Source organism: Vibrio rhodolitus, from assembly GCF_003350325.1.
GTDB lineage: Bacteria > Pseudomonadota > Gammaproteobacteria > Enterobacterales > Vibrionaceae > Vibrio > Vibrio rhodolitus.
Map to the genome: position 1 here is coordinate 49,765 of NZ_QLYZ01000018.1, position 26,395 is coordinate 76,159.

30 protein-coding genes are annotated in these 26,395 nt (G+C 44.3%); 22 read left to right on the plus strand and 8 right to left on the minus strand.

Annotation, left to right across the window (positions count from 1 at the left end):
- Nucleotides 1-498 precede the first annotated feature (498 nt).
- Nucleotides 499-723: a hypothetical protein gene (locus tag DPF93_RS15900; protein WP_114767103.1), complete on the plus strand. Its 225-nt coding sequence runs from the start codon at nucleotides 499-501 to the stop codon at nucleotides 721-723.
- 337 nt (nucleotides 724-1,060) lie between these two features.
- Nucleotides 1,061-1,420, plus strand: a complete 360-nt coding sequence (locus tag DPF93_RS15905; protein ID WP_114767104.1) for a PilZ domain-containing protein — start codon at nucleotides 1,061-1,063, stop codon at nucleotides 1,418-1,420.
- A gap of 489 nt (nucleotides 1,421-1,909) precedes the next feature.
- Here the strand turns inward: DPF93_RS15905 and rplY are convergent, their stop codons facing one another.
- Nucleotides 1,910-2,188 carry a 50S ribosomal protein L25 gene (gene rplY / locus DPF93_RS15910; RefSeq protein ID WP_075707582.1) on the minus strand — a complete coding sequence of 93 codons (279 nt, stop codon included), beginning with the start codon at nucleotides 2,186-2,188 and terminating at the stop codon, nucleotides 1,910-1,912.
- A 362-nt stretch (nucleotides 2,189-2,550) separates the two neighbouring features.
- Here rplY and DPF93_RS15915 point away from each other — a divergent pair, with 362 nt between their 5' ends.
- Both DPF93_RS15915 and DPF93_RS15920 read left to right on the plus strand, forming a co-directional pair.
- Nucleotides 2,551-3,279 (plus strand): glycosyltransferase family 2 protein, encoded by a 729-nt coding sequence (locus tag DPF93_RS15915; RefSeq protein ID WP_114767105.1) that lies wholly within the window; start codon nucleotides 2,551-2,553, stop codon nucleotides 3,277-3,279.
- 18 nt (nucleotides 3,280-3,297) lie between these two features.
- A complete protein-coding gene (locus tag DPF93_RS15920) occupies nucleotides 3,298-4,572 on the plus strand; it encodes an LssY C-terminal domain-containing protein (RefSeq protein WP_114767106.1) in 1,275 nt (424 codons plus the stop codon).
- A 76-nt stretch (nucleotides 4,573-4,648) separates the two neighbouring features.
- On the opposite strand, the gene DPF93_RS15925 is transcribed toward DPF93_RS15920, so the two are convergent.
- Entirely contained in the window at nucleotides 4,649-5,536 is an 888-nt protein-coding gene (locus tag DPF93_RS15925; RefSeq protein WP_114767107.1) for a helix-turn-helix domain-containing protein, read from the minus strand.
- Nucleotides 5,537-5,733: 197 nt separating this feature from the next.
- Here DPF93_RS15925 and DPF93_RS15930 point away from each other — a divergent pair, with 197 nt between their 5' ends.
- Nucleotides 5,734-6,918: a sugar efflux transporter gene (locus DPF93_RS15930; RefSeq protein ID WP_114767108.1), complete on the plus strand. Its 1,185-nt coding sequence runs from the start codon at nucleotides 5,734-5,736 to the stop codon at nucleotides 6,916-6,918.
- 107 nt (nucleotides 6,919-7,025) lie between these two features.
- Here DPF93_RS15930 and DPF93_RS15935 read toward each other — a convergent pair whose 3' ends face one another.
- From DPF93_RS15935 to radD, 4 genes are all read right to left on the minus strand, one after another.
- The gene (locus DPF93_RS15935) at nucleotides 7,026-8,366 is read right to left on the minus strand and encodes an ATP-binding protein (RefSeq protein WP_114767109.1); all 1,341 of its coding nucleotides are present in this window, start codon (nucleotides 8,364-8,366) and stop codon (nucleotides 7,026-7,028) included.
- Nucleotides 8,356-9,015, minus strand: coding sequence for a response regulator transcription factor (locus DPF93_RS15940; protein ID WP_114767110.1), 660 nt, complete (start codon nucleotides 9,013-9,015; stop codon nucleotides 8,356-8,358). Before DPF93_RS15940 ends, DPF93_RS15935 begins: the two co-directional genes overlap by 11 nt.
- A gap of 2 nt (nucleotides 9,016-9,017) precedes the next feature.
- A complete protein-coding gene (locus tag DPF93_RS15945; protein ID WP_114767111.1) occupies nucleotides 9,018-9,419 on the minus strand; it encodes a PepSY domain-containing protein in 402 nt (133 codons plus the stop codon).
- A gap of 146 nt (nucleotides 9,420-9,565) precedes the next feature.
- A complete protein-coding gene (gene radD, locus DPF93_RS15950) occupies nucleotides 9,566-11,308 on the minus strand; it encodes a DNA repair helicase RadD (RefSeq protein ID WP_114767112.1) in 1,743 nt (580 codons plus the stop codon).
- A gap of 127 nt (nucleotides 11,309-11,435) precedes the next feature.
- Here radD and rsuA point away from each other — a divergent pair, with 127 nt between their 5' ends.
- From rsuA to DPF93_RS16020, 14 genes are all read left to right on the plus strand, one after another.
- Nucleotides 11,436-12,134, plus strand: coding sequence for a 16S rRNA pseudouridine(516) synthase RsuA (gene rsuA, locus DPF93_RS15955; protein WP_114767149.1), 699 nt, complete (start codon nucleotides 11,436-11,438; stop codon nucleotides 12,132-12,134).
- 304 nt (nucleotides 12,135-12,438) lie between these two features.
- A complete protein-coding gene (locus DPF93_RS15960; protein ID WP_114767113.1) occupies nucleotides 12,439-13,644 on the plus strand; it encodes a Bcr/CflA family multidrug efflux MFS transporter in 1,206 nt (401 codons plus the stop codon).
- Complete coding sequence (locus DPF93_RS15965; RefSeq protein WP_114767114.1) at nucleotides 13,644-14,309, plus strand: DUF2913 family protein; 666 nt, start codon at nucleotides 13,644-13,646, stop codon at nucleotides 14,307-14,309. Before DPF93_RS15960 ends, DPF93_RS15965 begins: the two co-directional genes overlap by 1 nt.
- 166 nt (nucleotides 14,310-14,475) lie before the next feature.
- On the plus strand, nucleotides 14,476-14,832 hold the full coding sequence (locus tag DPF93_RS15970; RefSeq protein ID WP_244204742.1) for a DUF6404 family protein: 357 nt from the start codon (nucleotides 14,476-14,478) through the stop codon (nucleotides 14,830-14,832).
- The gene (locus tag DPF93_RS15975) at nucleotides 14,829-15,266 is read left to right on the plus strand and encodes a GNAT family N-acetyltransferase (protein ID WP_244204743.1); all 438 of its coding nucleotides are present in this window, start codon (nucleotides 14,829-14,831) and stop codon (nucleotides 15,264-15,266) included. The genes DPF93_RS15970 and DPF93_RS15975 overlap by 4 nt, the downstream gene beginning before the upstream one ends.
- A 60-nt stretch (nucleotides 15,267-15,326) precedes the next feature.
- The gene (locus DPF93_RS15980; RefSeq protein ID WP_114767115.1) at nucleotides 15,327-15,995 is read left to right on the plus strand and encodes a hypothetical protein; all 669 of its coding nucleotides are present in this window, start codon (nucleotides 15,327-15,329) and stop codon (nucleotides 15,993-15,995) included.
- Between the two features lie 157 nt (nucleotides 15,996-16,152).
- Nucleotides 16,153-16,659, plus strand: coding sequence for a DUF3087 domain-containing protein (locus DPF93_RS15985; RefSeq protein ID WP_114767116.1), 507 nt, complete (start codon nucleotides 16,153-16,155; stop codon nucleotides 16,657-16,659).
- A 228-nt stretch (nucleotides 16,660-16,887) separates the two neighbouring features.
- Nucleotides 16,888-17,298, plus strand: a complete 411-nt coding sequence (rnk, locus tag DPF93_RS15990; protein ID WP_114767117.1) for a nucleoside diphosphate kinase regulator — start codon at nucleotides 16,888-16,890, stop codon at nucleotides 17,296-17,298.
- 105 nt (nucleotides 17,299-17,403) lie between these two features.
- Nucleotides 17,404-18,273 carry a PhzF family phenazine biosynthesis protein gene (locus DPF93_RS15995; RefSeq protein ID WP_114767118.1) on the plus strand — a complete coding sequence of 290 codons (870 nt, stop codon included), beginning with the start codon at nucleotides 17,404-17,406 and terminating at the stop codon, nucleotides 18,271-18,273.
- A 240-nt stretch (nucleotides 18,274-18,513) separates the two neighbouring features.
- Nucleotides 18,514-19,008: a GNAT family N-acetyltransferase gene (locus tag DPF93_RS16000; protein ID WP_114767119.1), complete on the plus strand. Its 495-nt coding sequence runs from the start codon at nucleotides 18,514-18,516 to the stop codon at nucleotides 19,006-19,008.
- A 197-nt stretch (nucleotides 19,009-19,205) separates the two neighbouring features.
- The gene (locus tag DPF93_RS16005; protein ID WP_114767120.1) at nucleotides 19,206-19,511 is read left to right on the plus strand and encodes an NIPSNAP family protein; all 306 of its coding nucleotides are present in this window, start codon (nucleotides 19,206-19,208) and stop codon (nucleotides 19,509-19,511) included.
- A 28-nt stretch (nucleotides 19,512-19,539) separates the two neighbouring features.
- On the plus strand, nucleotides 19,540-20,058 hold the full coding sequence (locus tag DPF93_RS16010) for an RDD family protein (RefSeq protein ID WP_114767121.1): 519 nt from the start codon (nucleotides 19,540-19,542) through the stop codon (nucleotides 20,056-20,058).
- 74 nt (nucleotides 20,059-20,132) lie between these two features.
- Nucleotides 20,133-20,510, plus strand: coding sequence for a nuclear transport factor 2 family protein (locus tag DPF93_RS16015; RefSeq protein ID WP_114767122.1), 378 nt, complete (start codon nucleotides 20,133-20,135; stop codon nucleotides 20,508-20,510).
- Between the two features lie 33 nt (nucleotides 20,511-20,543).
- On the plus strand, nucleotides 20,544-21,041 hold the full coding sequence (locus tag DPF93_RS16020; protein WP_114767123.1) for a DUF2867 domain-containing protein: 498 nt from the start codon (nucleotides 20,544-20,546) through the stop codon (nucleotides 21,039-21,041).
- Nucleotides 21,042-21,067: 26 nt separating this feature from the next.
- Here DPF93_RS16020 and DPF93_RS16025 read toward each other — a convergent pair whose 3' ends face one another.
- The gene (locus DPF93_RS16025) at nucleotides 21,068-21,985 is read right to left on the minus strand and encodes a GlxA family transcriptional regulator (protein WP_244204744.1); all 918 of its coding nucleotides are present in this window, start codon (nucleotides 21,983-21,985) and stop codon (nucleotides 21,068-21,070) included.
- Between the two features lie 88 nt (nucleotides 21,986-22,073).
- Between DPF93_RS16025 and DPF93_RS16030 the strand changes: the two genes are divergently transcribed.
- Complete coding sequence (locus DPF93_RS16030; RefSeq protein ID WP_244204745.1) at nucleotides 22,074-22,613, plus strand: cysteine hydrolase family protein; 540 nt, start codon at nucleotides 22,074-22,076, stop codon at nucleotides 22,611-22,613.
- 278 nt (nucleotides 22,614-22,891) lie between these two features.
- Nucleotides 22,892-23,341, plus strand: coding sequence for a YHS domain-containing (seleno)protein (locus DPF93_RS16040; protein WP_114767126.1), 450 nt, complete (start codon nucleotides 22,892-22,894; stop codon nucleotides 23,339-23,341).
- A 33-nt stretch (nucleotides 23,342-23,374) separates the two neighbouring features.
- Here the strand turns inward: DPF93_RS16040 and DPF93_RS16045 are convergent, their stop codons facing one another.
- Nucleotides 23,375-24,826: a DUF2867 domain-containing protein gene (locus DPF93_RS16045; RefSeq protein ID WP_114767127.1), complete on the minus strand. Its 1,452-nt coding sequence runs from the start codon at nucleotides 24,824-24,826 to the stop codon at nucleotides 23,375-23,377.
- A gap of 95 nt (nucleotides 24,827-24,921) precedes the next feature.
- On the opposite strand from DPF93_RS16045, the gene DPF93_RS16050 reads away from it, so the two are divergent.
- Nucleotides 24,922-26,295, plus strand: coding sequence for an MATE family efflux transporter (locus tag DPF93_RS16050; RefSeq protein WP_164675381.1), 1,374 nt, complete (start codon nucleotides 24,922-24,924; stop codon nucleotides 26,293-26,295).
- The last annotated feature ends 100 nt before the right edge of the window (nucleotides 26,296-26,395 follow it).

The window sequence follows — 26,395 nt, forward strand, 5'->3', positions numbered from 1 at the left end:
ACCTAATGTTTTACGAACTACTCGCGTCTATTAACTAATGACACTACCACGCGATTTTAAAGAAACTATCGCGGCGAAAAGGTTATTCGATCTATTTCACAGTCGAAGATCCAAAATAGGACGTACCGCTATAAAAGCCGATTTTGGCTCGAGTAAGATGATAATTCTTAAGCCAAATTGCAGATATTCTTACTGCGAAAATGGCGACTTATGGGATTTAATTGATGAATGCTAGTTAATCTCATACCACTCTTTGTATTGTTCATGTAGGTAAAAACAACCTAGCAGTATAGAGATCAATCCGTAAAAACAGTGACTTGCATTGGGAGTAGCTGTTGTTGTTCGTGTCTTAGTCAAGGCGGTTAATCACTTAACACTCAGATTTTATTCAGGTAGTTCACTTAAGAATATTTAAGGCTGTATTAATATACAGTTATTTTCTTGACATTACTCGTCGGTTAGATATGCTGTATGTATAAACAGTAAGTGGAGGTGAGTATGTTGTGGGAAACATTAGAACGCGTAAATCGTGCACGCCAGCAAGCGATGGCGAATCCAGAATACATTAAGTCAGCTGAGGCGCATCAAAAGGCATTGCAGCAACAATCCCATTCTGAAGATGGCAAACTCAGTCGTAAAGCGACAGCTAAGAAGCCGAAGAAGTTGGCTGACATTTATCAGCAAGTAGAATTTGGTGTGAATCCTTCCGGCAGAGAACACTAATTCCATGACTTATCGTCCTTTGATGAAAACCTCAGCTTAGTGCTGGGGTTTTTACGTTTTAGTCTTGCTGATTTAATTGAGTTGATAGGGAATTGGTTTTGAGCTCTGTCTAACGTGTCTTGGCTCAGTAGACGAGAGTGAGTCAATTGCTGGTTTTGTTAGATAGAAACTAAACTAAAGTTTGGCTTTCAATAGCCGATAGTTATAATAACAATAATAGCCGATGACCAAGGTCAGTCGCCTGTTTACCAAGATCAACCTTTACACCAGGTACAAAGCCTAGTTGCAAGGTTTAGCGACAAGAGTTAACCGTAATACCCAATATAGGAAATTTTACATGGAAGAGATCGTGCAAAAGCGTAAGTATTATCGACTGAGGTATCCTCGTCGAGCAATGCCGACCGTTCGCATTGATGATCAACTGTTCCATGTCAGCGAAATCTCTGAAAAGGGTATCCGTATCATCATGAATAACTTCGCGTCACTGTACCGAGGTTTAACCTTAACGGGCACATTGAGTTTAGGCGTTGATAATCAGATCCCGGTCAAGGGGCAGGTTTTGCGTTTTGACGACAATGAAGTGATCTTACAGTTAGTTCAAGGTCCATCTTTTAAAGATATGGTGGAACAGCAGCGCCATATTCGCACTAAATACCCAGTGCATTTCGCCCGTCTGCGCAGCCAATCAGTGGCTTAGCTATATTAGTCAATTAATCTGTCTCGATACACTGTTATTGGGCGTTTTGCGACAGAACAGTAAGGCGCAGAGCGTTTTGCGCCCTGATTCTACCCGTGATCAAATCAGTTCCCCTCTCAAGTTTGGCAAATGATACTGGCGTTGGTACGCACTAGATCGCTCTCAAAGCTTGCGCATTTTTCATCGTTCTCTTTTTTTTGTGTTGGTTTTCACTGATTGTCTGAAAATATTCGCCTGGTCTTTCTCGCTATCTGTGTAGCTGTTTATGTCTGGTAGGGGCAGGAGAGGCGTTACGTGAGCGTTATTTGCGAATGGTGCAAGCTGAAGAGAAATGGTAGCAGTGAGACTTTTATTAAGCCCATAAACGGTGAAACCCCAGAGGTGGTAAGTCTCTGGGGTTTCGAATTTTTTAGATGTCTCGGTTGGTAATTCCGATAATCTTTATGCAAAAGGTCTGGATTATATCCGATTAATTCCTAGGTAGAGGAATTAGATACGGATGAAGTCCATGTGCTCAACTTTTGGCTTGAAAGCGTGACGTTGAACGTCTTGTGGCTTAACTTTCACTTCAGCACCGTCGATTACTAGGATGATACCTTCGTAGAACTCAGGCTTGTCCATTTGGTTAACGATGTCGTTGTGGTTAAGAACGATTGATACTGGAGCTTCAGAACCACCGTAAACGATAGCAGGGAATTTACCAGCGTGACGTAGGCGGCGGCTCGCACCTTTACCTAGTTCAGTACGTACTACTGCTTCAAATTTCATAGTATTACTCTCGAAAAATAAGTATTGAATTCACGACATGATGCGACCTCATATCGTGCTAAACGCTGATGAGTAATTGGTAGTTACTTCAACAGCGAGCGCGGATACTACCACTCAATATGGCGAAGAGCAATACTTTTCCCTTTTGCTTGCTGGGTTTATAAGCAAGATACGCCGTTAATTCTACAGATGATTACAATGTCATCAATTTGCCCTGAGTAAGAGCTTTTTAGCGCAGCTTAGCCAGCCAAGTTTTTGATAAACAAAACATGAACCGATTGTGAATGAATCACTCACGATTGGTTAAGTTAGCCGAGCATAGACTAGTCCCATAATCAGCCATCACCTAGTGGAGAATAAAGATGGGACCAGTAAGTATTGTAGTTATTACCCTAAACGAAGAAAAGCGTATTGGACGTTTGCTAAATGATTTGAGCAAGCAAACTCATCAAGATTTTGAAGTGATTGTGGTTGACTCGAATAGCGATGATAACACTTGTCAAGTTGCGACAGCATACGAAGTGTCACTACCACAACTAACCGTACACAATATGGAAGCGCGCGGCGTGAGTCTTGGACGTAATACAGGTGCTGCGATGGCGCAGTATGAACGCATTCTCTTTTTGGATGCCGATGTAAGACTGGAGCCAACCTTCTTAGCCAATGCTCTAAGCCAGCTAGAAGAAAAGCAGCTAGAAGTGGCTGGTGTTTATATGGGTGCTAAGAATCTGCCAATGATTCATAAGTTGGGTTATGGATTATTTAACTTAGGGTTATTTATCACTCAGTACACATTTCCAACAGCGGTGGGTGCGTGTATTTTTTCAACCAAACGTGCACACAATGAAATTGGCGGTTTTGACCTAGATATTACGCTGTGTGAAGACTGTGACTACGTAAAACGTGCCGGTAAAACTTGGCGCTTCCGCTTCTTGAACCTAACCTTTGGCTTCGACCCTCGTCGTCTAGACCAAGATGGTATTTTCAAAATGGGCGCGACTTATCTGAAAGCAAATGTGCGTCGCTTCTTCTTTGGCGAGATGCGTAATAACGAGATGGAATACAAATTCGGCCATTACAAAGAGCAATAATCTATCTAGGTAAAACAGATGTTTGATGGGATGAGTTTGTTTATAGGGGCATTGCTTGATGCCCTTATTGGTCCGAACCTGTTTGTGCCGGGTGAACCCTTTTTAATTGCGGCAGGTTACCAACTTCATCAAGGGATTTGGACGGGGGTTATTGCAGTCTTATTTGGCGGATTAATCGGCGATCAAGCCAGTTATTGGATTGGTCGTTATGTTGGTGTACCAGCACAGAAAAAACTGTTGGCTTGGCAGCCTAAAACCCGCCGACCAATCGCGCGTTGTCGCCACTTAATGTACAAAAAAGGTAACTATGTGTTGGCGTTCGCGCGTTTACTTGGTCCGGTTGCTTGGGTTGTCCCGTTTATCGCCGGGACGAACAAAATCGGCTGGTCGCGGTTTTCATTGTTTGGCTTGGTTGGTCTACTCCTTGGCGTTGGCCAGTTTGTCATGTGGGGTTATTTACTGGCGTATGGGATTGAGCAATTTCCAGTATTAAGCCAAGCCAAACTTGTGGTGGTTGAGCACCAATATACGTTAATCGCAATTGCGGCAACTTTGTTGTTTCTCGTTATTGGTTACAAACTTCGTTGGCGCTTTTTGTTTACTAAATTCACAGGGGTATTCTTTGCCCTGATGCTATGGGCAAACTACAGCCACTTTTTCTTCTACTCGGATGATTTTGCGCAGCAAGAGAGTAGCGGGGCACGCTTAGCAGCAATCATTCAGCCAAGTGAGTTGGCGTATAAAGTGTATCCGGGGCTGTCGAATGTGTTTGATGCCCAAGCGATGAACATTATGTTTATTGGCGAGAACCCAAGAGACTTAATGCTTGAGCTAGGATGGATTGAGAATCTGACTTTTTCGCGCAATGATATTGAGCTAAAAGATTACATTCAGCTGTTAAAAGATAATACGCCGCCGGTTTCGGACTTGTTTTGGAATAATCAACCTCAAGAGATGGCATTTCAGTTACCTGGTGACTTGCTGCGTCGCAGCCACATTCGCTGGTGGCAAGCGGGTATTGATGCTAAGAGCCAACAAAAAATGTGGGTTGGGGCGCTGAGTTATGATGATGGTTTGCAGCTAACGCCTTATTCAGGAATTGTCACCGTGTTGCACAGCGTTGATCCTAATGTTGACCTTGAGCGTGACAAATTGGCAAAGCAAGTGAGTGAGCAAGCGAGCAATCGTCAGATAGAGTTAGCAGCGCTAGCCGCTCCGACCGTATTGGATGATGATCACGAGTACTACACCGATGGTCGCATATTGGTGATCCGCGACCACTTAGCTTATTAAACAGGGCAGAAGTCGCAGTTAGTCAGCTGCGACTGTCTATTTAGGTTTCGATCTATTCAGGCTCAGCTATTCACGTTTAGTTAAACTGCGCGCGAAAGGCAGATGGCGTCATCTCTTTGACTGCTTTGAATTGGCGATTAAAGTTAGACAAGTTATTAAAGCCAGACTGCTCAGCAATCAAAGCAACGGAGTCTTGGCTATTGACCAACATTTCGCATGCTTTACCGATGCGAAAGCGCTTCAAATGCTCTGAAAAACTCTCAAGGAAATGACGTTCAAATAATCGATAAGCTGAGCTTTCGCTGATGTGCAGAGCTTGGCACAAATCGTCGATCTTTATCTGCCGCGCATAGTTTTGCTCGATAAATTGACGCGCTAATTCCACTCGACGACTCGATTCATCGTCAATATTCATGTCATGCAGACCATAAGCATGGAGAGATAGTCGCTCAGATTTATCATCGTCAGCCAGAGCACATAGCGCTTCGAGAACACATAACAGTTGGTGATGCGGCTCATGACGCTCAATATCTGACAGCAATTGGTAAACGCGATCGGTGGTTTCAGGGCTAAAAAGCAAACCATGAGCCGAACGCTTGAGTAAGCGCTGCAAATTTCTAAGCTCAGGAAAATGTTCCATCAATGATTCAACCCATTGGTGACGAAACCACAGGATCAGCGAGCGATGCCCACGCTCATCATCACCATTCATTTCTCCCGAGATAAGATGAGGTAGACCCGGACCATAGAGCAGCATGGTGTTATGGTGAATACTACCGATGTTATCTCCAGCGAAATAGCGTCCTTTAAATACGTCATTTGGATCGTGATACAAAACCAATTCATATTCAGAATGGTAGTGCCATGAACAGGTAAACTCTCCAACCTTGCCTCGGCAATCATACTCTTTGATGTACCAACTGAAGTTGTTTTCACTGAGGACGCTTTCAATTGTAGGCTTCATTGCAACTCCTTCGCTATTTGCTCGATATTTAATCTACCGACTTTGTTATTTTCAGTCAAAATTTTGATTAAGTTTGGGTTTAAAGTATCACCAAATGATGGATAGTCATTAATCGTATTGGTGAAAACATCATTAAACTGAGTGCGTTAACTAAATACTCTGATCAGAAAAAAGAAGAACAGCATTTAGGAGGAGTTATGTTTAAGAAAAAGGAAGCGTTGATCTTCCTTGTGATGGCGTTTATTACCGGGATTTGTGGATCATTTTTCTATCCGTTATCAAGCCTGTTTATTATTGAAGCGCTCGGCGCGACACCAATGATGCTCAGTGTTTATATGATTTTGTCCATTGTTTCAGGGATAGCGGTATCACAGTGGATTGCCGCGCGCTCAGATAAAGGTTGGAACCGTAAGAACATTCTGTTGTTCTCACTCAGTTGTTATTTGATCACGGTACTCTCGTTTAGCTTTATTCGTGATTACTACGTGGCGATTGCCGTTTCAATGGTGTTTGGGGCGTTAAGTGGCTCAGGTTTTGGTCAGTTGTTTGCTTTAGGGCGTGAATACGCGGATAAGCATATTAAGGACAGCACGACGTTTCTCTCTGTGATGAGAGCAGGTATTGCTATTGCTTGGGTAGTGGGACCTCCAATTGCCTTTACGTTGAAAAGTGCGTTTGGTTTTAGTGCTTCGTTTGTTGTTGCTGGTATGGCGACCTTTATTTCACTCGTGCTGGCTTGGATCTACTTGCCAAGTAGCGTGATTAAAGGGGAAGATGCACCTAAAGAGACTAAAGGACCATTTGGCGCAACGGTGGTGTTGTTCTGTATCGCCGTGATTTTTATGTGCAGTGCGAACAACTTATACATTACCAGTATGCCGCTCTATTTTTCGCAGGAGCTAAAAGTTAATGCGAGCTGGGTGGGTTATATGTTTGGTATGGCAGCGTTGTGTGAAATCCCAATTATGCTCAAAGCGGGGCGACTGGCAGCGCGTTTTGGCACCATGAAGATGCTAGCGTTGTCTCTCGTTAGCGGCTGTGTGTTCTTTGTTGCCATGATCAATGTTACTGAGTTCTGGCAATTGCTGGCGGTACAGGTATTAAATGGCTTCTTTATCGGCATCACCGCGACCTTAGGTATGGTGGCGTTGCAAGATATGATGCCAAATCGCCTTGGAACGGCTTCGACTTTGTTCTCGAGTTTGTTGCAAGTCTCGATGCTGGTGGCAAGCCTTTCGGTCGGTGTGGTGGGCGAGTACTTTAATTACTACACCACCTTCTATGTCAGCTTAGGCTTGGCGGCGATGGCTCTAATAGTATTAAGCTACTTTGTGGTAAGGGAAAGTGCCAATCGCGAACAATTGGCACAGCAAGCAGCGTAGAAAGTAAAAAGGCTCAACTTAGTGTTGAGCCTTTGCCTTTATCGCTATTATATTCTCGCTTCTCGCTTCTCGCTTCTCGCTTCTCGCTTCTCGCTTCTCGCTTCTCGCTAGTGGCTCACTTTCATAGTTAGGGTTGCTTTTAAGCCGCCCATCGAGCTACGACCGAGTTGAAATGCACCGCGATAACTGTGCGCCATTTCATCGACAATATTTAAGCCAAGCCCCGTACCTGGTGTGGTTTCATCTAAGCGCACGCCGCGTTTGACCACATTGTCGAGTTGCTCGTCGGGAATACCCGGACCATCATCCTCAATAATGATATTGACGTTGTTGCTATCAATGGTTTCGGCATAAACGCGAATAATACTGTGTGCCCATTTGTAGCCATTTTCGAGTAAGTTGCCGACCATTTCATCCAGATCGGTCTTATCGACGGAAACTTCGAGTTCAGATTCGATTTCATTGATCAGGGTGATGTCGCGCGCGGCATACACTTTATCGAACGCCATCGAAATCGCATCAATACGTTCAGCTGGTGAGGCTTTAACAGATAATATATTCATCGAGCCAGCCATGCGAGCGCGCCCAAGATGGTAGTCGATTTGGCTTTGGATTTGGTCGACAGGCTGACGTAACTGTTGTTGATTGCTTTGTGGTAAATGCTGGATTTCATTTTTTAGCACAGAAAGCGGCGTTTTTAGGGCGTGAGATAAGTTACCTGCATGATGGCGCGCACGTTCGAGTAGCTCTTGATAATGAAACAGTAACGCATTGAGATCGGACACCACCGGGGCGATATCTCGCGGGTAATCATCACCTAATGCTGTGCGCTCGCCTTGACGAAGTTGGCTGAGCTCGCGATGCATTTTTGTAAGTGGGCTAAGTGACCATGCAATCTGCAAGAAAATCACTGCTAAAACACCAAAGTAGAGCAGGGCAAGAATGATCCAAAGCTCGCCCATTAGGTCAGCAACGGTATCTTCAATCGGCTGTTCATCGATGCCAACGACGATCGAAATCGGCTGGTTGTATTCAGGGAAGTAGAGTGAGCTTTGAATAAAAATCAGCGGCTCTTCTTTGGCGCCAAACGCTTGTTGTTTTTTCTTCTCGAGATCAATGGTGCGATCCCACAATGAGCGAGAACGGATCTGGCTATCGTCTGTGGAAGCTGACCAATACAAACCGCTGTATGGCTGGGAAAAGCGCGGATCAGACAGTTGCGTAGAAAGGGTGAGTTGCCCGTTTTTATCTACTTCTAAGTTGCCGGTGATCTCGTCCATATAAATGGAGAGCTGCGATTTGGTATCAGCAACCATGTAGTTGTACACCTGCGACGGGACGGTAATACCCGCAGCGATAATCATGGCGGTCAGCCAGACAACAGCCGCCAGTACTAGGCGGCTTTTTAAGCTGAGCTGTTTGAGTAGAGACAGCTTTTTACTCGGCATTGAGCTGGTACCCAAGTCCACGCACCGTCTTAATTACATTTGGGGCAATTTTTTTGCGAATGCGACCAATGAACACTTCAATCGTATTTGAGTCGCGATCAAAGTCTTGCTTGTAGATATGCTCGACAAGCTCAGTACGCGAGATCACCTTGTCGGCGTTATGCATAAAGTAGGCAACTACTTTATATTCAAGGGCAGTAAGGCTTACCGCTTCGCCCTGATACATAACTTTAGAAGTGCGTGTATCTAGGCTTAAGTTACCTACTTGCATTACTGGCGAAGCGTTACCTGAGGCACGACGCAGTTGAGCACGAATACGGGCAGTCAGTTCAACCATCTCAAATGGTTTAGTCAGATAATCATCAGCGCCGGCATTTAAACCTTCAACGCGCTGAGTTAGCGTGTCTCGCGCACTTAAGATTACCACAGGCGTGTTGATGTTTTCATCGCGAATGCCTTTAAGCACGGTGAGACCATCGAGCTTAGGTAAGCCTAAATCGAGCACAATCACATCCCACTCTTCTGAGGTGGCACGGTAAAGTGCATCAATACCATCTTGAGAAAGCTCAGGCACCCAGCCTGTTTGCTCAAGTGCTTCAATGATCTGTTCGCCCAAACGAGGCTCGTCTTCCACTACCAATATTTTCATTTTTAGTCTTCTGTACTTTTGAGTGCTTTCTTAATGTTACGACCGCGAATTTCAATCATTTCCAAGGTTTCTGCGTTGTACTCCACCTTAATGATATTGTTGTTATAGTTAATTTTTAGTTCATAAACCCAAATATCGTCGTCTTCTTCGAGTTCAACTTTGATAATTCGACCGTGGAGATCACGCTCTACTGCCGCATACATCTCTGAAAATGGGCGAATGTAACCTTTTTGTACCGCTTCGTAGACTTCATCTTGATCTTCTTCAAACTCGACTTTTGTGCCGGGCTTTTCTACATCACGGACGAGCTCATGACCATTGTCATGCTTGTGAGCATAGCTAGGAAAAGCGAATACGCTACATCCAGCAACTGCGATAAGGCTGATGAACAGCTTTTTAAACATAGAGTTACCTTTGCTCAAATTTTCTATTCGGTGGGACGTAAGGTGATAATTGTCACTTACTCCAGCATTGAATGAATTATAAATATTTCAACATGAACGCAAAGTGAATCAAGCCAAATTTGCTCAATTGGCTAGATAAATTCAGGTTAGCCTTGGTTGAGCTCATCTTCAAAGATACGATCGCGCATTTTCCAAAACCGTCCCACTTTTCGCGCAATTACAAATTGCGGCGGGCGGAAACGATGCTGGTTAGCCACCACCTTAGTGGGGGAGGACTCTTCAAATGGTCGATGTTTGTCTGCAAGGTGTGGGCGGACAAACTGTGCATGGAAACGTTCTTTCTGTTTGGCTGTGGTTAATGACCAAAACTCATGCACAGCCGCTTGGTTGTCACCTCGATAAGTGACCTTGAGTTGGTTTTTGCCTTTGTCGTCTTTAAACGTCGAAAGCTCCATCTCTAAGCATTCGAAAACTAACGCATCTTTTAGGTTTAACGCCTCTTTAAGCTTTTTGTCTGGGTCGACTAAGGTGGCATCGCACTCATGACAGATACGCGCAGCAATATCGTTGTCTGCGCCGCATTCACCACAGTATTTGGCGCGAAAACGATAGCCACAGTGTTCACGCTCGCCAGTTTCGTCATCCTCAAAATAGCCTTGGCAGCGGCGACCAAAATGCTCAAGCAAAAAGCCATTGCTATCAAGCTTGCCCCAGAAGTTGTTGTTAAAGCCACAAGCAGGGCAAGGAATGGTGATGATTTCACTGTCTGAGTCGGGTTTAGGATTACCTACTTCCGGTTGATATAAATCGTAACTGTTACCGGCATAATCGAGCACCAAGCACTCCTCTTTGCCCGGAGATAAGCGCAAGCCTCGCCCAACAATTTGCTGATATAAGCTGATGGATTCGGTCGGGCGTAAAATGGCGATTAAGTCGACATGGGGGGCGTCAAAGCCAGTGGTTAATACCGATACGTTAACCAAGTATTTGATCTTTTGGTCTTTGAATTGCTGAATTATGGCGTCACGCTCAGGTGTTGGCGTATCGCCAATCACGATCGCAGTTTGTCCCTCAGGCAGTAGACCATGAATTTCTTGTGCATGGCGCACGGTGGCAGCAAACACCATAATGCCTTTTTTGTCGCCTGACATGTGGATGATCTGTTCGACGATCTGCGGTGTGGCGCGCTTGGCTTGATCAATCACCATATCCAGTTCCGACTCTTTATAACGCCCCGTACTGGCGGGCTTAAGCTGCGAAAAGTCGTAACTGAGCACGGGCGCATCCATCATTCTTGCTGGAGTCAAAAATGCCTCGTCGAGCAGATAACGAATCGGCAGTTCAAAAATACAATCACGGAAAAAGCGCGCCTCTTCGCTGCGTACTTGCCCACGCGTGTGGTATTGGTAAATCCAGCCGATGCCAAGGCGATAGGGTGTGGCGGTTAAGCCGAGCACTTTCATACCAGGGTTTAATTCGCGCAAATGAGTGATGACTTTTTGGTAGCTAGAATCTTTATCTTCCGGCACGCGATGACATTCATCAATCACCAGCAGTGAGAATTGGTCTTTAAATGCATCGAGGTTGCGTACCACCGATTGCACCGAGGCGAACACAACTTGTTGGTCAGTCTCTTTTCGTCCTAGCCCGGCGGAAAAGATTGCCCCAGTTAAGCCATAACCTTCATATTTCGCGTGGTTTTGCTCTACCAGCTCTTTTACATGCGCTAACACCAAGACTCTGCCTTTGGCAAGCCTTGCAAGTTCAGCAATCACAAGGCTTTTTCCAGCGCCTGTTGGTAGCACGATCACGGCGGGAGTTGAATGCTTTCTGAAATAGTGGATTACCGCTTTGACGGAATCAGCTTGATAGGGGCGCAGGGTGTACATAAATTCTGTGAAATAGCTCAACTATTTGTTTTAGGCGCACTATAATAGCGCAGCTAACTAAGTTGAGGTATCCATGCAGCCAAATAAAGCGCAATCAAATAAAGCGCAAGCAAACAAATTACAGCAAGTGCGTTTGGACAAATTTTTGTGTGACGCGTTAGGTGCGACACGCAAAGAAGCGACTAAAATTCTTAAAAGCGGCGAAGTAACGGTTAACGAGCAAGTCGTTAAAAGCGGTGCTATCAAAGTAACGGATGAGTCTATCGTCGAGTGGCAAGGTCGCGAGATCAAGATGCAAGGCCCACGTTACATCATGTTGTACAAGCCAGATGGTTTCGTTTGTTCGCACGAAGATGGTTTTAACCACACTGCGTTTGTGCTGCTTGATGAGGTGAAGATGGAAGACTTGCACTTTGCTGGTCGCCTAGATGTCGACACCACAGGTTTGGTTTTGATCACCGATGATGGTCAATGGTCGCACCGCATCACTTCACCGAAACACAAGTGTGAGAAAACTTACCGTGTGTGGCTGGCTGATGCGATTGGTGATGATTACGCTGAGAAACTGGCGCAAGGTATTGAACTGCGTAACGAAAAAGAAGCAACACTACCGGCTAAAATGGAAATTGTGGATGCATCAAACAATGAATTGCTGCTAACGATTTCTGAGGGTAAATACCATCAAGTTAAGCGTATGTTCGCCGCACTTGGTAACAAGGTTGATCAACTGCATCGTGAGCGTATCGGTGACATCGTCTTAGATGATGATCTAGAGCCGGGTGAATACCGTTACCTCACTCAGGAAGAAATTGATTCAGTGTGGTAATAAGCTTGGCGAAATCACATCGGTTTTCTTACTAGGAAAAATCCTAGTAAGAAATAATCGCTAAAATAGGAAATTATTTAGTTCCTACTGGGAACTAGTGTTTTAGGTGATTTTCGTCGAGGATAGACTAGTCACACGTCACTTCACACGACCGTGTTCCGGTCGTGCATTCATAACTCAAATAACTCTTGTAATGGCTGATGCCAGAAGTGACTTGTGAATATCCCATTGGAAGGGGGTGTCTCAATTTTGCTTAGTTGCTGCAAGGATTGCGGTGGCTGAAATGCAACCGATTAGGAGACGTATGTCTAACACTGCAACACAACACGCCAGCGCCCCACAAATCAGTTTTTTATTATTTCTCGTCTTGGGTGCGATTGGTGCTTTAACACCGCTTGCTATTGATATGTACTTACCCGCGATGCCAACCATCGCCCGTGATTTAGGCGTTGGGGCTGGGGAAGTGCAATTTACGCTAACCGCGTACACCGCAGGTTTTGCTTTAGGGCAACTGATTCATGGTCCGCTTGCCGATAGCTTTGGTCGACGACCAGTTTTGTTACTTGGCGTGCTGTTTTTTGGTTTTGCTTCAGTCGTGAGTGCAACCACTAACGGTATTGATGCTTTAACTTGGGTTCGTACCGCGCAAGGTTTTGCTGGCGCAGCAGCGGCAGTGATCATTCAAGCCGTAGTGCGTGACATGTTTGACCGTGAAGATTTCGCACGCGCAATGTCGTTTGTAACCTTAGTCATTACTATTGCTCCGTTAATTGCACCTATGATTGGCGGCTATTTAGCGATTTGGTTTGGCTGGCGTTCGATTTTTTGGGTACTCGCCATTTTCGCTGCCATCGTTATTTTATTGGTGCTGTGGAAAATTCCAGAGACACTTACGGCAGAGAAGAAGCAGCCACTACGTTTAGCTACGACACTGCGTAATTACATCCGTTTATGTCGCAATCCTGTGGGTATGGGCTTGGTGCTTTCTGGTGCATTCTCATTTGCTGGTATGTTTGCGTTCTTAACCGCAGGTTCATTTGTTTACATTGATATCTATGGTGTCAGCCCTGAGCATTTTGGCTATCTGTTTGGTTTGAATATCATTGCAATGATCATTATGACCAGCATTAACGGTCGTTTGGTGAAAAAAGTCGGCTCTCATGCAATGCTGCGTTTTGGTCTTTGGGTACAGCTAGCAGCAGGTTTAGGTTTATTTACCGCGTGGTCTCTCGATCTTGGATTGTGGGGCATTGTGCTGTTTGTTGTGATGTACATTGGCACCTTATCTACCATAGGCAGTAATGCCATGGCGCTTTTACTGAGCGGTTACCCGACGATGGCGGGTACGGCATCTTCTTTAGCTGGTACACTACGTTTTGGTATTGGCTCTATCATCGGTGCAATTGTTGCCGCGTTGCCAAATGGCGTCGCTTGGCCGATGATTTTAGTTATGACGGCATGCTCTGTTTTGTCTGCCGCATTTTATTGGTTATACGGAAGAAAGGCTTAATGGCTGAATATACAGTTGAAATTCAAAAGTTGGTAAATGCTGCGTTAGAAGATATTCACGCAGAACATCAAGCGAAGAAGTTGGTGAATGCACCAGTAGCAAACAACAATTTTATGATCCGCTGGGTGACAAAAGCATTAAAGAGCCAACGATTTCATCGTTGTGTGGTTGATGATCTCACTCGCTGGCAGAAGGCGGGGCGCACCAAAGGTAACGACTCAAATCTGATGTTTACCTTTGAACGTATCTCATCTTTTTACCGAGATTTCTTCCCAGTGGAACAAGATGCCAAAGTAATCAAAGACAGCGATGTGGAAGCATTTCTTGACGTGATGGAACAAGCGGGTTGGGAAGTCTCCACTTCTGAACCACTGGTTGGTGTAGGTAAAGTGCAGCTTTTCACTGAAGGTCAAAACTCGTTAGCACTCTGTTCTGAGCAGTGCGAAAAGTGTTTTGATGGTGAGTTGTTAGTTAAACCAATGAACTGGTTTGTGCGCGGTAATCACGCGCTGTTTGTCGAAGCCGCAAGTAAAGCGGGCTTTATGGTGCATAAAGTGACTGACTACAAATCAAACGTGAAATACCACGGTGAGTACATTGTGTTCCCTGAGAACAAAGGTGCACAACTTGCTGAGATTCCAATTAGCTATCAAGTGGCTAAATAAGCGCTTTTATTGAGTTGAAAAGCTTCCTTCGGGAAGCTTTTTTTATGCGAGGAGAATCGAAACGGGACAAATAGAGACGGGTAGTCTGTGTAGATAGAGGCTATTCTTTAAACAGGAACAACAAAAACACACAACTCTTGTTCAGCATGGAAGTGGGGGAGTGAGCATGATGGATTATGAAAGTAAGCTTAAAGCGGCGAGCCAAGAACTCTATGAAAAAGGTGTCTGGAAGACACATTACAATCCGCCCATTGCTAAGTTTCTTATTAAATTGGGGATGCGAATCCCACCGCCTCATTATCAGACTTTTTGGGACAATTTTATTATTTCGATGGCAACGTTTGCCACAGTTTGGGGCACGCTAAATTGGTTTGTGATTTGGCAAAGAGAAGGTAAGCCGATTCTTGAGGCTATTTTTATGTCGCTACTCGGCGGGGTGTTATTTGGACTGATTATGGCGGTTTTTTATTATGTTAGACGTAAGCAATTACAACTAACGGATTGGCGAAGATTGGGTGAATGATGGAGCTTATTCAAATAAAAGACACAGATAAACTTTACCAACAAGCGCTCGATTTACGTTATGAGCTGTTTTTTAAACAGCCAAACTTGCCAAGAGAAATCCTGTTTGATTCGCTGGAGAATAATAGCGTCCACATTGCAGTTGCCTGCGAAGACAACTTATACGCCTATGGGCGCTTGAGTGAGGGACGCCCGAATCAGTTTAAAATATCACAAATGGTAGTGCGTCCTGATATGCAGGGACAAGGTTTAGGCACTCAAGTGCTCACTAAGTTGACGGATATTGCACGCGAAAGAAAAGCCAAGCAGATCTATTTGAATGCCAGATTACATGCGATAAAAATGTATGAAAATCTCGGCTTTAAAATCTCTGGTGATGCCTTTGTCGCGCAAAGTACCGGTGTGCCACATATAAAAATGGTTAGGGATTATTAAAGATTTTTCATTTCGTTTCTAACCACACATTAGCCACATAAAACCTAGATAAGGACATGCATGTTAGCTTTTCCCAATATCAAACAACCTCAAGGTAGCCTTTATTGCGGTCCCTATTGCACAGTGGCTTGCTTATATGCGTTTGAGCAATTACCGCTAAAACAAGCTAAATTACTGCAGCGATATAATCGTACAGAGAAAGCGTTTAATGGCGATGGGGTAACCATCAGTGAAAACCTTGACCTTGAAGAGGCGGCATTAGAGATCTACAAAATTATTGGTATTGTCACCAAAGGTGAAAACCCCAGTTATATAGAGCATTCCGGTTATAACTCTCTCGCAGCAATGCTGTATGTGTTTGGTGAGTTTGGTCTTAAACGTGAGTTAGTGGTGCGTGATAGTCAGACTCTGAGTTATCTTCGTCGTGCTTATCCAACGGAATTAGAATTAGTCGATAAACTCGCTGTGCCAATCTGTATTCTTGATAACCAACCCTCAACACCGGATGGCACAATATTGATCCCCTTGATCATGGACCCTGACTCTCCGCACTACATCATCAACAATAGCCGCCGTGAATGGTTGGATACCAATATTGAAGAAATCTCGCCGGATTGGGACTTTATTGAAAAATGGCAAGAGAGTGACAAAAAATACAAAAACTCCACTTGGGTTGGTGTGGCAATTCGAGTCAGTCGCCTGTTTGATTCGCCAGTGCACTCACAATAGCGCAGGTTGCCTTTTTATTATGATAAACGCTTACATTTTTGTTGCGTTTTAAGCTCGCGAATTTACGCTTTTAAATCAATCTTACAGTTAAAAAACGCTACAATGCGTTAACCGAAAGTGATCGGGATTTTAAGATTAGTAAGATGATGGATTTTTGATGCAATTAAAAAAAATCGATAAGCAGTTATATCGCTCACGTTTAAATATTGTGATTGTCGCGTGTATTGCCAGTTTAGCTATCTCGAGCCTGGCAATCTCTCAAAGTCTCATTTATTTGTTCCCTGATCCGTCAGGCTCTCATTTTCACTGGAATTTGCTGGGTGTTGTCGTGAGTGCGGTAATCTTGGCGAGTGTGTTAATCAAGCTGAAAACGCATCCCAAAATGGCAGAAGTGGCGTATGTTTGGCATTTAAAACAAGAGCTCAACCTTATTTACCGTAAAAATAAAAAGCTATTAGCCGCCGCAGAGCAGGGAAATAAAGAGGCCATGCTTGCCCTGCATTTTAGTTATCAAGGTTCGCGTCAACTATGGCAATTGGATGACAATACCATCACTATGACCAGTCTCAATAAGGCCGAAGAAAAGTTGGCTGAGTGGGTAAAGCAGTATGGCGTCACGCTCGATGTTAGCCAATATCACCGCCAATTGTTACAGGCATTTTAATTATCTGTTTTGTCTTCAGTATGGCGAGTTAGATATGTCGCCTGATAGCTCATTTCTCAGACATTAATTTGCTAATCATGATCGTTATAGGCACATTGGTTCTCAGACAATTCAGTTCATACCATATAGCCTCCAGCCTTCTTTTATCGAAGACTGGGGGCGTTTTATTTGGTGTGAGGATGTCTTGGAAAAAATACGGCGAGCGTATTTTTGTTGTATGAGGACAGTATGAATATCAAACCCGAAATTACCCTTTCATCGCTTGATGTAGATCGAATCTATAACTTAATTGAATCACTACCGCGCAATGCAGTTTCAACAGAAAAACTAGAAGAGGAACTTGAGCGCGGTAATATTGTTGCACCGCAAGATGTGCCGGCGAACGTCGTGACAATGAATTCGCGAGTACGTTTTATTATCGAGGCAACGAAAAAAGAGTTTGAAATGACCCTGGTATACCCAAGGGATATGGACAATAGCCTAGATAAGGTTTCGATTCTTGCCCCAATCGGGAGCGCTCTATTAGGCTTGTCGATTGGTGATTCAATTCATTGGCCGAAACCGGATGGCACAGACGTTAATGTGACCATTCAAGACATTGTCTACCAACCGGAAAGAGCAGGTGAATTGTTAGTTTAGACAAATGCCCAAGTTGGAGTACCAATTTGGGCATTTTGTTATAGCGGGCAAGGGACGTATGCTTGTCGGTGATTAAGTTGACACTATGGTAAGGAGACAGGGAAGTTGAAATCAGTCGATGTATTTTTAGTTAATTCTTTTACAGCTCAAGGAGAAGGTGGCAACCCGGCTGGAGTGGTATTAAATGCCGATGCGCTTTCTGATAAAGAGAAATTGGAGATCGCCAAGGCTGTAGGCTACTCCGAGACTGCGTTTGTATCACAAGATAACCAAGTTGACTTTGAGGTGTCATTTTTCACGGTCACAGAAGAGGTCGACTTTTGCGGTCATGCTACTTTGGCTGCGTTTTCGACCCTTTATCAACAAGGCATTCTTACCCAAGGATATTACGTTCAGAGGACCAAGGCAGGCTTGCTTGGGGTTAATATTGAAGCTGATGGTCATGTAGTGATGGAGCAAAAGCTCCCCGAGTATTTGGGCGGTTTTAGTTATGAGGACGTATCTGAGCTTGTTGGCATTGACTCGGCTATTTTATCAAGTACTCAGCTTCCCATAGAGGTCATTTCAACCGGACTGGCGGATATTATTGTGCCGCTACCCATCGGGTATTTAGACCAAATCCAATTGCATCAACAGCGAACGATCGAGTTCTGTCAAAAGCATTCTGTGGTGGGTATTCATGCTTTTGAATTGTGTGAAGAGGGTAGTACCACGACGGCAAGTTGTCGTAATTTTGCCCCTTTGCTGGGTATCTTAGAAGAGTCAGCAACCGGCAGTGCAAGTGGAGCGCTGGCATGCTATTTATTTAAGCACTTGAGTAAAAACACAGACAGCCAGTTTATCTTTGAGCAAGGGCGTGCCATGAATTGCCGCTCTGAAATTACTGCCACCGTTGAGTCAGATTCACTAGTGATTAACAAAGTAAGCGTTGGTGGTTTTGCCAGCAGAATTGGGCGCATCGAGATCAAGCTTTGAGTGGGTGATAATTATGCCGAATATATTGCCCATATCCTTGATTTTACCTCGTGAAACTTCGCTCGCGAGCCATGGATAAGCACATAGTTTGCGATGCCGATAATTTCATCCTTGTATCATTTAACAGTGCGCATCAGCACTCACTTCTCTTCTATTGGTTGTCGTCCTGATTTGTTATTTTTAGGCGCTAACCTGTAATGATTGTACGTCTTAACAAGTTTGCGACGGTAAGGAGAAGTGATGATCAGAGAAATGACAGAAGTGGATTTTGATTCGTTTTGGTCAACATTCAGTAGTGTTATTGAAGCGCAAGAAACATATGCATTTGATCCAGATATGACGCGTAAGCAAGCTTATGCTTTATGGTGCCAAACGCCGCAAAAAGTGTACGCCTATGTCGAAAATGGCGCCGTACTAGGCTCATATTATATAAAGCCAAATGCGATGGGACCGAGCAAGCATATCTGTAACTGTGGCTATATGGTTGCTAGTGAGGCGAGGGGAAAAGGCATCGCCAAGCTCTTATGCGAACATTCACAGCAGACTGCGCTTGAACTTGGCTATTTAGCGATGCAATTTAATAGTGTTGTCTCGACCAATACCGTTGCCGTTAATTTATGGCAGAAACTTGGTTTTTCGATCATCGGCACGATTCCTAAAGCCTATCGGCATAAGCGTTTGGGCTTAATCGATAGTTACATTATGTACAAATGGTTAAGTGGGTCTTGTGAGTAACGACTGAGTGTTTCTGAGAGACAGTTCAGTTGCAAACTATAGATGATCTCAGCCAATATTGCGTGTCATAGCACGTTATCACCCTGTTACTTTATAAAGGATATTTGCTACTTTGGTGAGCAGGTGATATTTGCGTGCATCAAGAATACTTTATTGATGGTTATTTGGTTGTTAGATGCATTTAAAAAGGATTTTGCATGATTACTTGCTACATAAAATACGTTATTGATCCAAAGAAAACACCGGAATTTGAGCAGTATGCCAAGATGTGGATTCCGTTAGTTGAAAGATTTGGTGGTCAACATAATGGGTATTTTTTGCCAGCTGAAGGAGCTAACAATATTGCCCTTGCTTTGTTCACATTTGAAAGTTTATCTGCATACGAAGAGTACCGAAATAAATCGTTCGACGATCCTGATTGTCTTCACGCATTTGATTATGCAGATAAGACAGGGTGCATTATCAGCTATGAACGCAGTTTTTTCCGTCCGGTATTTAGCTAAATCACTTACAAGGAAATGGTAGTTTTAGATGTTAGAGCAAGAAAAACAGTTACAGGTAGTAGATAGCGTCGACCTTGCGTCGCGATGGTCACGCTTTTGGGCAGCAATTATCGATGGGGTTATCACCTTAGCGTATGTGATTCCATTGATGTGGTATACCGATTTTGGTGACCGAATAGCCTCTTCTGGTGTGATGCTACCCGAAGAGTCATTTGCCTACATGATCTATTGTTTTGCCATGTATCTGCTTATTCATGGTTATCTATTACATACTAAGGGACAAACAATCGGCAAATTTGTTTTTGATATTGCTATTGTCGATCAAAATGGTCAGTTACTTGGGTTACCGAAGTTGTTCGCTAAACGCATTGTACCAATTTCTATATCCACCTTTATTCCTCTAATTGGCTCGTTCTTACCAACTGTCGATGTGTTATTTATTTTTAGGAAAGATAAGCGCTGTGTGCATGATTTAATCGCAGGAACACAGGTGATTAATACAGTTAAAGTCAAAAATGATCAGGCTGAATATAGTGAAGAGTTTTAGACATAAATGAATCATAAGGTGAAGCAAAAAAGAGTTTGGTTAAACCACAGTTAGCTAGGGAATAAGAGGTAAAGATGAATAGTGAGATTGTTGATCTAGTCGTTATAGCGGAAGAGGCGCTCAAACGTGCGATGATAAATTCAGACACGGCGGCACTCGACCAATTATTAGCAGATGAGCTCGTTTTCGTTAATCATTTTGGGCAGAGAAGCACCAAACAAGAAGATATTTTGCTTCATCAATCAGGCTTACTTTCTATTCGAACCATTGAATTGACGGATGTTAAAACTGTGCCGCATGACACCTTTGTTTTGGTCTATGTTAAAGCGGAGATTCAAGGTACTTACAATGGAACAGAAGCCAATGGTTGTTTTGCGTTTTCGAGAGTGTGGGCAAAGCGAGACGGAAAACTACAAGTCGTTTCGGTACACTCAACCATTATTGAACAATAAAGTGACTTATGTGTATTCAAGTAAGGCGAATCAATGATATCTGAGATTACTTTTCCTGCCGCGAGCAGTATCAACGGCAAACAAACGGGAAGTTATTATCGCGACTCATTTAAAGTCACTGTAACCCAGCATAATTTAGAAGCGAAACAGGTTTATCACAGTGTATTTGGCTATTTACCAAAGTCGGTGCAACGCGCGCTAAAGATTCGAAATATAGCGGTTGAGAAGTTGGGCTTTTCAGTCAGTAACACAGAGATGTCGTTAGCGCTTGAAGAAATTGAAGCGGGCAAGCAGGCTGGTTTTCTGACCTTTGAATTGGTGACAGAATCTGAGGTGGTTTGCGGGGCTTATGAGCCGAATATGGATATGTGGCTGTCGGTCATGCGCTTATCAGACAATGAGTTTGCGTTATCAACCTTAGTGAACTTAAAAACACGTTCGGGCAAAATTTATATGGCTTTTGTTAAGCCATTTCATAAATTCGTCGCCAAATATTGTCTTCGACAAGCACTCAAGGCGGGGCGCCTGTAACCTGCTGAATAACTAAACAGAGGATTCTATTCGCTGATAAAGCGCGAACGATAATGTGTTGGCGTAATGCCGACCACTTTCTTAAACACGCGGGTGAAATTACTCACATCATTGTAGCCAAGTTGATATGCGACTTGTTCTACGGTGCGTTTATTGATGTTCATCTCGCGCTTTGCTAAATCCATCTTGTAGTTCAAGCGATATTGCTGTGGCGTTAAGTTAAGTACTTTTTTGAACGCTCGAGTTAGGGTTTTCTCACTCACACAGCAGACTTCTGCCATTGCTTGGTTATTTTGCTCACCAAGTGGTGTCTGCTCACAGTAATGCTGCGCTTTTAACACTAGAGGGTTGCCGTGGCTGAAGTCTGGAACAAAGCGTTCATAATGCGCTTGTAGTCGTCCCGAAAAATCGAGCAGGCAGACGTCTGCGACCTCTTTTGCCAGTTCAAATCCAGCATATCGAGCAATGACATGTAATGTCAGATCTTGAAAAGCAAATAATCCCGAACCTGTAATGATGCTGCCTTCATCAACTACCATTTCATGACGCTTTACTTCACTGATGAGTGGAAACTCTTGTGCTAGCTGTTCACAGAGTTTCCAATGGGTAGTGACGGCGCGTTGATCAAGCAGCCCGGCGTGAGCAAGCCAAAAGACGCTCGCACAGTTTGCTGCGAGGGTAGTGCCATTGGTATGCCACATTTTCAGAGCTTGCAGCGTGTCGCCATCATAATGAGTCACTGTGCCCATTTTTCCGGGCGGTAAAAATAGTAAATCTGGCGTATCCAAACTAGTCAAGTTTTGACTGGCTAAGGTCTTGATCCTAAAGAGTGGTTTCACCATTAGGTGGTTGGCTATCGACAAAATATCTGCTACCCCAGAAACGGCGGAATTAAGCGCGTTGTCGGTAACAAGTATAACGACGTTAATTTCCTTATTGTCCATATGTGACCTTATATTGTCCATTTTGGTCATTATAGCGTGGGTTTGTTTTGAGTAAAGTAATCACCATCGAAACAAGGAGAGCAAAATTATGAACCAAGCGCTAATTATTATTGATATTCAAAATGACTATTTTGCGGGTGGGGCTATGCCACTTAACAACCCTGAAGCGGCAGCAGATAACGCCAAATTATTGTTAGAGCATTTCCGTCAGTATGGTAAACCCGTTATCCATGTTCAGCACTTAGCGGCATCACCGGAACTTGGCTTTATGTTACCCGGTACAGAAGGGCAAAAAATTCATCCGAGTGTGGCGCCAAACGAGGGGGAGACTGTGGTTATCAAGCATTACCCCAATGCATTTGCCAGTACCAACTTACATCAAGTGTTGGTAGAGTTTGGGGTAACAGAGGTTGTACTTGTTGGCATGATGACGCATATGTGCGTCAGTTCAACCGCGCGCGCTACCATTGAATATGGACTAAAAACGACCATTGCCCACGATGCTTGTGCTACCTGCGCCCTGCCTATTTTTGACGAGGTGATCCCTGCGGATAATGTCCATAAAACTGCATTGGCAGAAGTGAGCAATATAGCCCAGCTAGTGACAACCAGAGCGTTGCTTGCTTAAACACTTTTTGGATGGTTAATAGGCTACTGCCTCTAGCCATTAGTGCCCAAGCTGAGTGACAACTTGGGCATTTGGCTATGTGTCTGAACGATGTCAGTGACTCGCGTGAATACGCTGGCAAAAGCCATAAAGCCAACCTCTGCGTCAAATTGGGATTTGTTTCAGGGTGAAAGTTTTTATCCGCTTTATAGCTCTACTCTTGTATGAGGAACAAAATCTCTGGAAAGGGCGAATTGTTAACTTGCCCACGGATGTATGAGTGTATAAGGAACAGGCAGATGAAATTGATAAGTAAACTAACCCTGACTTTTGTTATGTGGCTCGGTGTCGTAGGCTCTGCCTTTGCAATTGATGCTGTTTATAGCGACTTCTTCGGTAAAGCAATTAGAGGTTATGATCCCGTCGCTTATTTTTCGCAGGCGCAGCCAGTTAAGGGAAACAGTGATTTTACTTACCAATGGAATGGGGCTGAGTGGTACTTTTCTACTCAGGAGAATTTGATTGCATTTATGGCAAACCCTGACCAATACGCTCCTCAGTATGGTGGCTATTGCGCTTGGGCTGTCAGTAAAGGCTATACCGCAAAAATCGATCCGACAGCGTGGAATATTGTCAATGGTAAACTCTATTTAAATTACAGCAAGTCAGTACAACAGACTTGGCAACAAGACATTGATGGCAATATACGTCAGGGCGATCAAAACTGGCCACGCTTACTCGCAGAGTAAAGTCGAGTGATGAACAATTGCTGTAACAACGAGCTAAGGCGTCTCTGGCGAGATATTTATCGCCTTAGCTTTACGCACAATCGCTTTCACCATCCCTTTGAAAATAAATAGATGGGCTGGCATCATCGCAAACCAGTAAAGTAGTCCGCGAAAACCTTGTGGGTGCCACCATGCGGTGATGTTCAAACTGCGTTTATCGCCTAAGTCAGATATGGTGAATTCTAGGCGTCCCAACCCTGGTCCTTGCATGCCAAATAGTAAAGAGAGAAATTGGTTTTTCTCACAGCGAATTACTTTCCAAGAATCAATATAATCACCAACTTCAAGCTCCGGTCCTTGTGGGGAGCGGCGTAGCGGCTTACTGCCACCAAAGAAAATATCGAGCCACTCACGAGTACGCCACAAGTAGTTGGCAAAGAAATAGGGATCTTTGAGGTTGCCAATCGTTTTGACTACCTGCCAAAGCTGCTCCGCCGAAAGCTCAGTTTCGATGCTCGCTCCAGTTTGTTTAGGATAATAACCATAGCCTGCTTGCCAACGTTTAAGCGCGGCGGGATCAAAGCCCCACACGTTGCTGCGCACAAACTTGCCTTCTTGCTCAATACTGGTAGCAACCATTTGCTCAAAACCAATCATCTGCTGTGGAAAGCGTTGTTCGAGCTCGCTAGAGTCAGCAATAAAATCGTGTTCCAAACCTGCAAGCAGGGCAGCGCCGATACTGGAAGGAACCGATGTCACCATACCTAGCCAGTAAGAAGCCATTTTAGGCGTAAGCAACGAAGTGGCGAATAAACGATAGGGACGTTGGCTTGCTTGGCAAATAACCTTGAATTGGTCACGGTAGCTGAGTACGTCAGGACCGCCCGCTTCATAGAGCAGGTTTTCTCCTGTTGGGTGCTTAGCTAGTTCAAGTAAATAGTGATTGAGGTTTTCTAGTGCAATTGGGTTAGCTTTGGAGTCGACCCATTTAGGCGTGATCAACGCAGGCAAGTTATAAACAAAATCACGCATGATCTCAAAAGCCGCTGAACCGGGGCCAATGATTACGCCCGCGCGAACTTCCGTGATCGGCGTGCCGCTTTGGCGTAACACTTCGCCAGTCATTTTGCGTGCCTGTAAGTGCTCCGAGTTTCCGGTTTGAGGTTGGATAGCACTTAAATAAATCACTTGTTCAACTTGGCTTTGTTGCAAGGCGAGCTTGAAGTTTTCTGCTAAGCCTAGTTCGTAATCGACAAAGTCGTGTCCTTGCGCCATACCGTGCACCAAAAAATAGACGATATCGAACTGGGGAACTAAATCAACGGTCGCCTCACGATCAGCAAGATCGAGATAGGTAAGCGTTAGATGAGGATGAGGAAGTGTGCGCGCTTCTAAATACTCAATTTGACGCGCTGCAGCAGTGACGGTGTAACCTTGATCGCATAGCTGCGATAAAAGCTGAGAACCAATATAGCCAGATGCGCCGAGAACTAGAACTTTCTTCATCATTCACCTAAATGTATGTTCTTGTTTTTAATTGAGTATATAATGAACAGCCCAGTTGGCAATACGACTTATCAAAATAATCGAGGTGGTTTTTGATGCTGCTGTCCCAAGTAATTTCCCATACCAGAGGCGATTTTATCCGGCGCCTAATTGCTATTGCCCTGCCAATCACGTTACAGAGCATCATGTTTTCGAGCCGTAGTTTGGTCGATGTACTTATGCTTGGTCAGCTAGGTGAGGCTGAAATTGCAGCGGTTGGCGTTGCGGCGCGCGCAACATTTGTGACCACGATTATGCTGGTGGGGGTAACGACCGGTGGCGCGATGCTGACTGCGCAATACTGGGGTGCAGCAGACAGGCAAGGGGTGCGAGAAAGTACCGCTTTGACTTGGTTTATGGCAACGTTGTTTGCGCTACTGAGTGTGATACTTTTTGTTTTCTTCCCATCTCAAATCATGGGATTAACCACAGACTCCGCTCTGGTTAATCAGCTTGGTAGTGAGTATTTAGTGATCACCTCTGTCACCATGTTAGCTGTTGCCTGTGTGGCGAGTATGGCGGTCGGATTGCGCGCGGTGCATCAACCCGGGCTTAGTACCTTTTTCAGTGGCATCGGCATTGTTTCTAACATTTTCCTTAACTGGGTGCTAATTTTCGGCAAGTTTGGTATGCCAGCTTTGGGTATCAAAGGGGCGGCGATTGCTACTGTAGTTAGTGGCGCAATTGAAGTCATTACCTTATTTGGCTACTTGCACTTTAAAAAACATCTACTGGCGTTTTCAATTGAAGACATCCGCTCGACGTTAAAGATCGATAAAGTGGTGCGCTTTTTAAAACTCTCAATGCCCACCACACTAAACTTTCTCGCTTGGGCGGGTGGCTTATTTGTTTATCACGCGATCATGGGGCAATCAGGCGTACAAGGGCTAGCCGCACTTTCGGTGATGACGCCAGTTGAGTCGATTTCTTTGGCATTTCTCATCGGTATGGCGAACGCATCCGCGGTACTGATTGGCAATCAAATTGGCGCTAAGAAGTACGAAGAAGCCTATTACCAAGCGATTGGTATCATGTTGCTTAGTATATGCGTCGCCATTGTTGTGGCCGCCTTACTGTTCTTGTGTCGTAATTTGGTGCTCGATTCATTTAGTGCTTTGTCTCCAGAAACTCGCGCGTTAACTGACAAGTTTATCTTGGTGTTAAGTCTTGGCTTGATTCTTCGTTGTATCCCGATGATGGCAATTGTCGGTGTGCTTCGAGCGGGTGGTGATGTGAAATTCTGCCTGTATCAAGACCTTGTCGCGCAGTGGTTAATTGGTATTCCTCTGGCTGCGGTTGCGGCGATTTATTGGGGATGGAAACCAGAGGCGATTTATGTGCTGTTTCTCACTGAAGAATTAGTTAAATGGGGTGGCTCAATCTATCGAGTTAAGAGTAAGAAATGGCTAAAGAATTTGATTGAAAATTAGCGAGATAGGGTAATATCCGTGTAATCGAATACATGTACTGTGATCTGTCGTCCAAAATGCTTCCTACTAGGCGTGAATTAGTGTAGATTCACACTCCTAA

Bases quoted from the DNA above. Each gene is read 5' to 3' on its own strand.
- DPF93_RS15900 (WP_114767103.1), top strand. From the start codon at position 499: ATGTTGTGGGAAACATTAGAACGCGTAAATCGTGCACGCCAGCAAGCG.
- DPF93_RS15905 (WP_114767104.1), top strand. From the start codon at position 1,061: ATGGAAGAGATCGTGCAAAAGCGTAAGTATTATCGACTGAGGTATCCT.
- rplY (WP_075707582.1), bottom strand. From the start codon at position 2,188: ATGAAATTTGAAGCAGTAGTACGTACTGAACTAGGTAAAGGTGCGAGC.
- DPF93_RS15915 (WP_114767105.1), top strand. From the start codon at position 2,551: ATGGGACCAGTAAGTATTGTAGTTATTACCCTAAACGAAGAAAAGCGT.
- DPF93_RS15920 (WP_114767106.1), top strand. From the start codon at position 3,298: ATGTTTGATGGGATGAGTTTGTTTATAGGGGCATTGCTTGATGCCCTT.
- DPF93_RS15925 (WP_114767107.1), bottom strand. From the start codon at position 5,536: ATGAAGCCTACAATTGAAAGCGTCCTCAGTGAAAACAACTTCAGTTGG.
- DPF93_RS15930 (WP_114767108.1), top strand. From the start codon at position 5,734: ATGTTTAAGAAAAAGGAAGCGTTGATCTTCCTTGTGATGGCGTTTATT.
- DPF93_RS15935 (WP_114767109.1), bottom strand. From the start codon at position 8,366: ATGCCGAGTAAAAAGCTGTCTCTACTCAAACAGCTCAGCTTAAAAAGC.
- DPF93_RS15940 (WP_114767110.1), bottom strand. From the start codon at position 9,015: ATGAAAATATTGGTAGTGGAAGACGAGCCTCGTTTGGGCGAACAGATC.
- DPF93_RS15945 (WP_114767111.1), bottom strand. From the start codon at position 9,419: ATGTTTAAAAAGCTGTTCATCAGCCTTATCGCAGTTGCTGGATGTAGC.
- radD (WP_114767112.1), bottom strand. From the start codon at position 11,308: ATGTACACCCTGCGCCCCTATCAAGCTGATTCCGTCAAAGCGGTAATC.
- DPF93_RS15960 (WP_114767113.1), top strand. From the start codon at position 12,439: ATGTCTAACACTGCAACACAACACGCCAGCGCCCCACAAATCAGTTTT.
- DPF93_RS15965 (WP_114767114.1), top strand. From the start codon at position 13,644: ATGGCTGAATATACAGTTGAAATTCAAAAGTTGGTAAATGCTGCGTTA.
- DPF93_RS15970 (WP_244204742.1), top strand. From the start codon at position 14,476: ATGATGGATTATGAAAGTAAGCTTAAAGCGGCGAGCCAAGAACTCTAT.
- DPF93_RS15975 (WP_244204743.1), top strand. From the start codon at position 14,829: ATGATGGAGCTTATTCAAATAAAAGACACAGATAAACTTTACCAACAA.
- DPF93_RS15980 (WP_114767115.1), top strand. From the start codon at position 15,327: ATGTTAGCTTTTCCCAATATCAAACAACCTCAAGGTAGCCTTTATTGC.
- DPF93_RS15985 (WP_114767116.1), top strand. From the start codon at position 16,153: ATGCAATTAAAAAAAATCGATAAGCAGTTATATCGCTCACGTTTAAAT.
- rnk (WP_114767117.1), top strand. From the start codon at position 16,888: ATGAATATCAAACCCGAAATTACCCTTTCATCGCTTGATGTAGATCGA.
- DPF93_RS16000 (WP_114767119.1), top strand. From the start codon at position 18,514: ATGATCAGAGAAATGACAGAAGTGGATTTTGATTCGTTTTGGTCAACA.
- DPF93_RS16005 (WP_114767120.1), top strand. From the start codon at position 19,206: ATGATTACTTGCTACATAAAATACGTTATTGATCCAAAGAAAACACCG.
- DPF93_RS16010 (WP_114767121.1), top strand. From the start codon at position 19,540: ATGTTAGAGCAAGAAAAACAGTTACAGGTAGTAGATAGCGTCGACCTT.
- DPF93_RS16015 (WP_114767122.1), top strand. From the start codon at position 20,133: ATGAATAGTGAGATTGTTGATCTAGTCGTTATAGCGGAAGAGGCGCTC.
- DPF93_RS16020 (WP_114767123.1), top strand. From the start codon at position 20,544: ATGATATCTGAGATTACTTTTCCTGCCGCGAGCAGTATCAACGGCAAA.
- DPF93_RS16025 (WP_244204744.1), bottom strand. From the start codon at position 21,985: ATGGACAATAAGGAAATTAACGTCGTTATACTTGTTACCGACAACGCG.
- DPF93_RS16030 (WP_244204745.1), top strand. From the start codon at position 22,074: ATGAACCAAGCGCTAATTATTATTGATATTCAAAATGACTATTTTGCG.
- DPF93_RS16040 (WP_114767126.1), top strand. From the start codon at position 22,892: ATGAAATTGATAAGTAAACTAACCCTGACTTTTGTTATGTGGCTCGGT.
- DPF93_RS16045 (WP_114767127.1), bottom strand. From the start codon at position 24,826: ATGAAGAAAGTTCTAGTTCTCGGCGCATCTGGCTATATTGGTTCTCAG.
- DPF93_RS16050 (WP_164675381.1), top strand. From the start codon at position 24,922: ATGCTGCTGTCCCAAGTAATTTCCCATACCAGAGGCGATTTTATCCGG.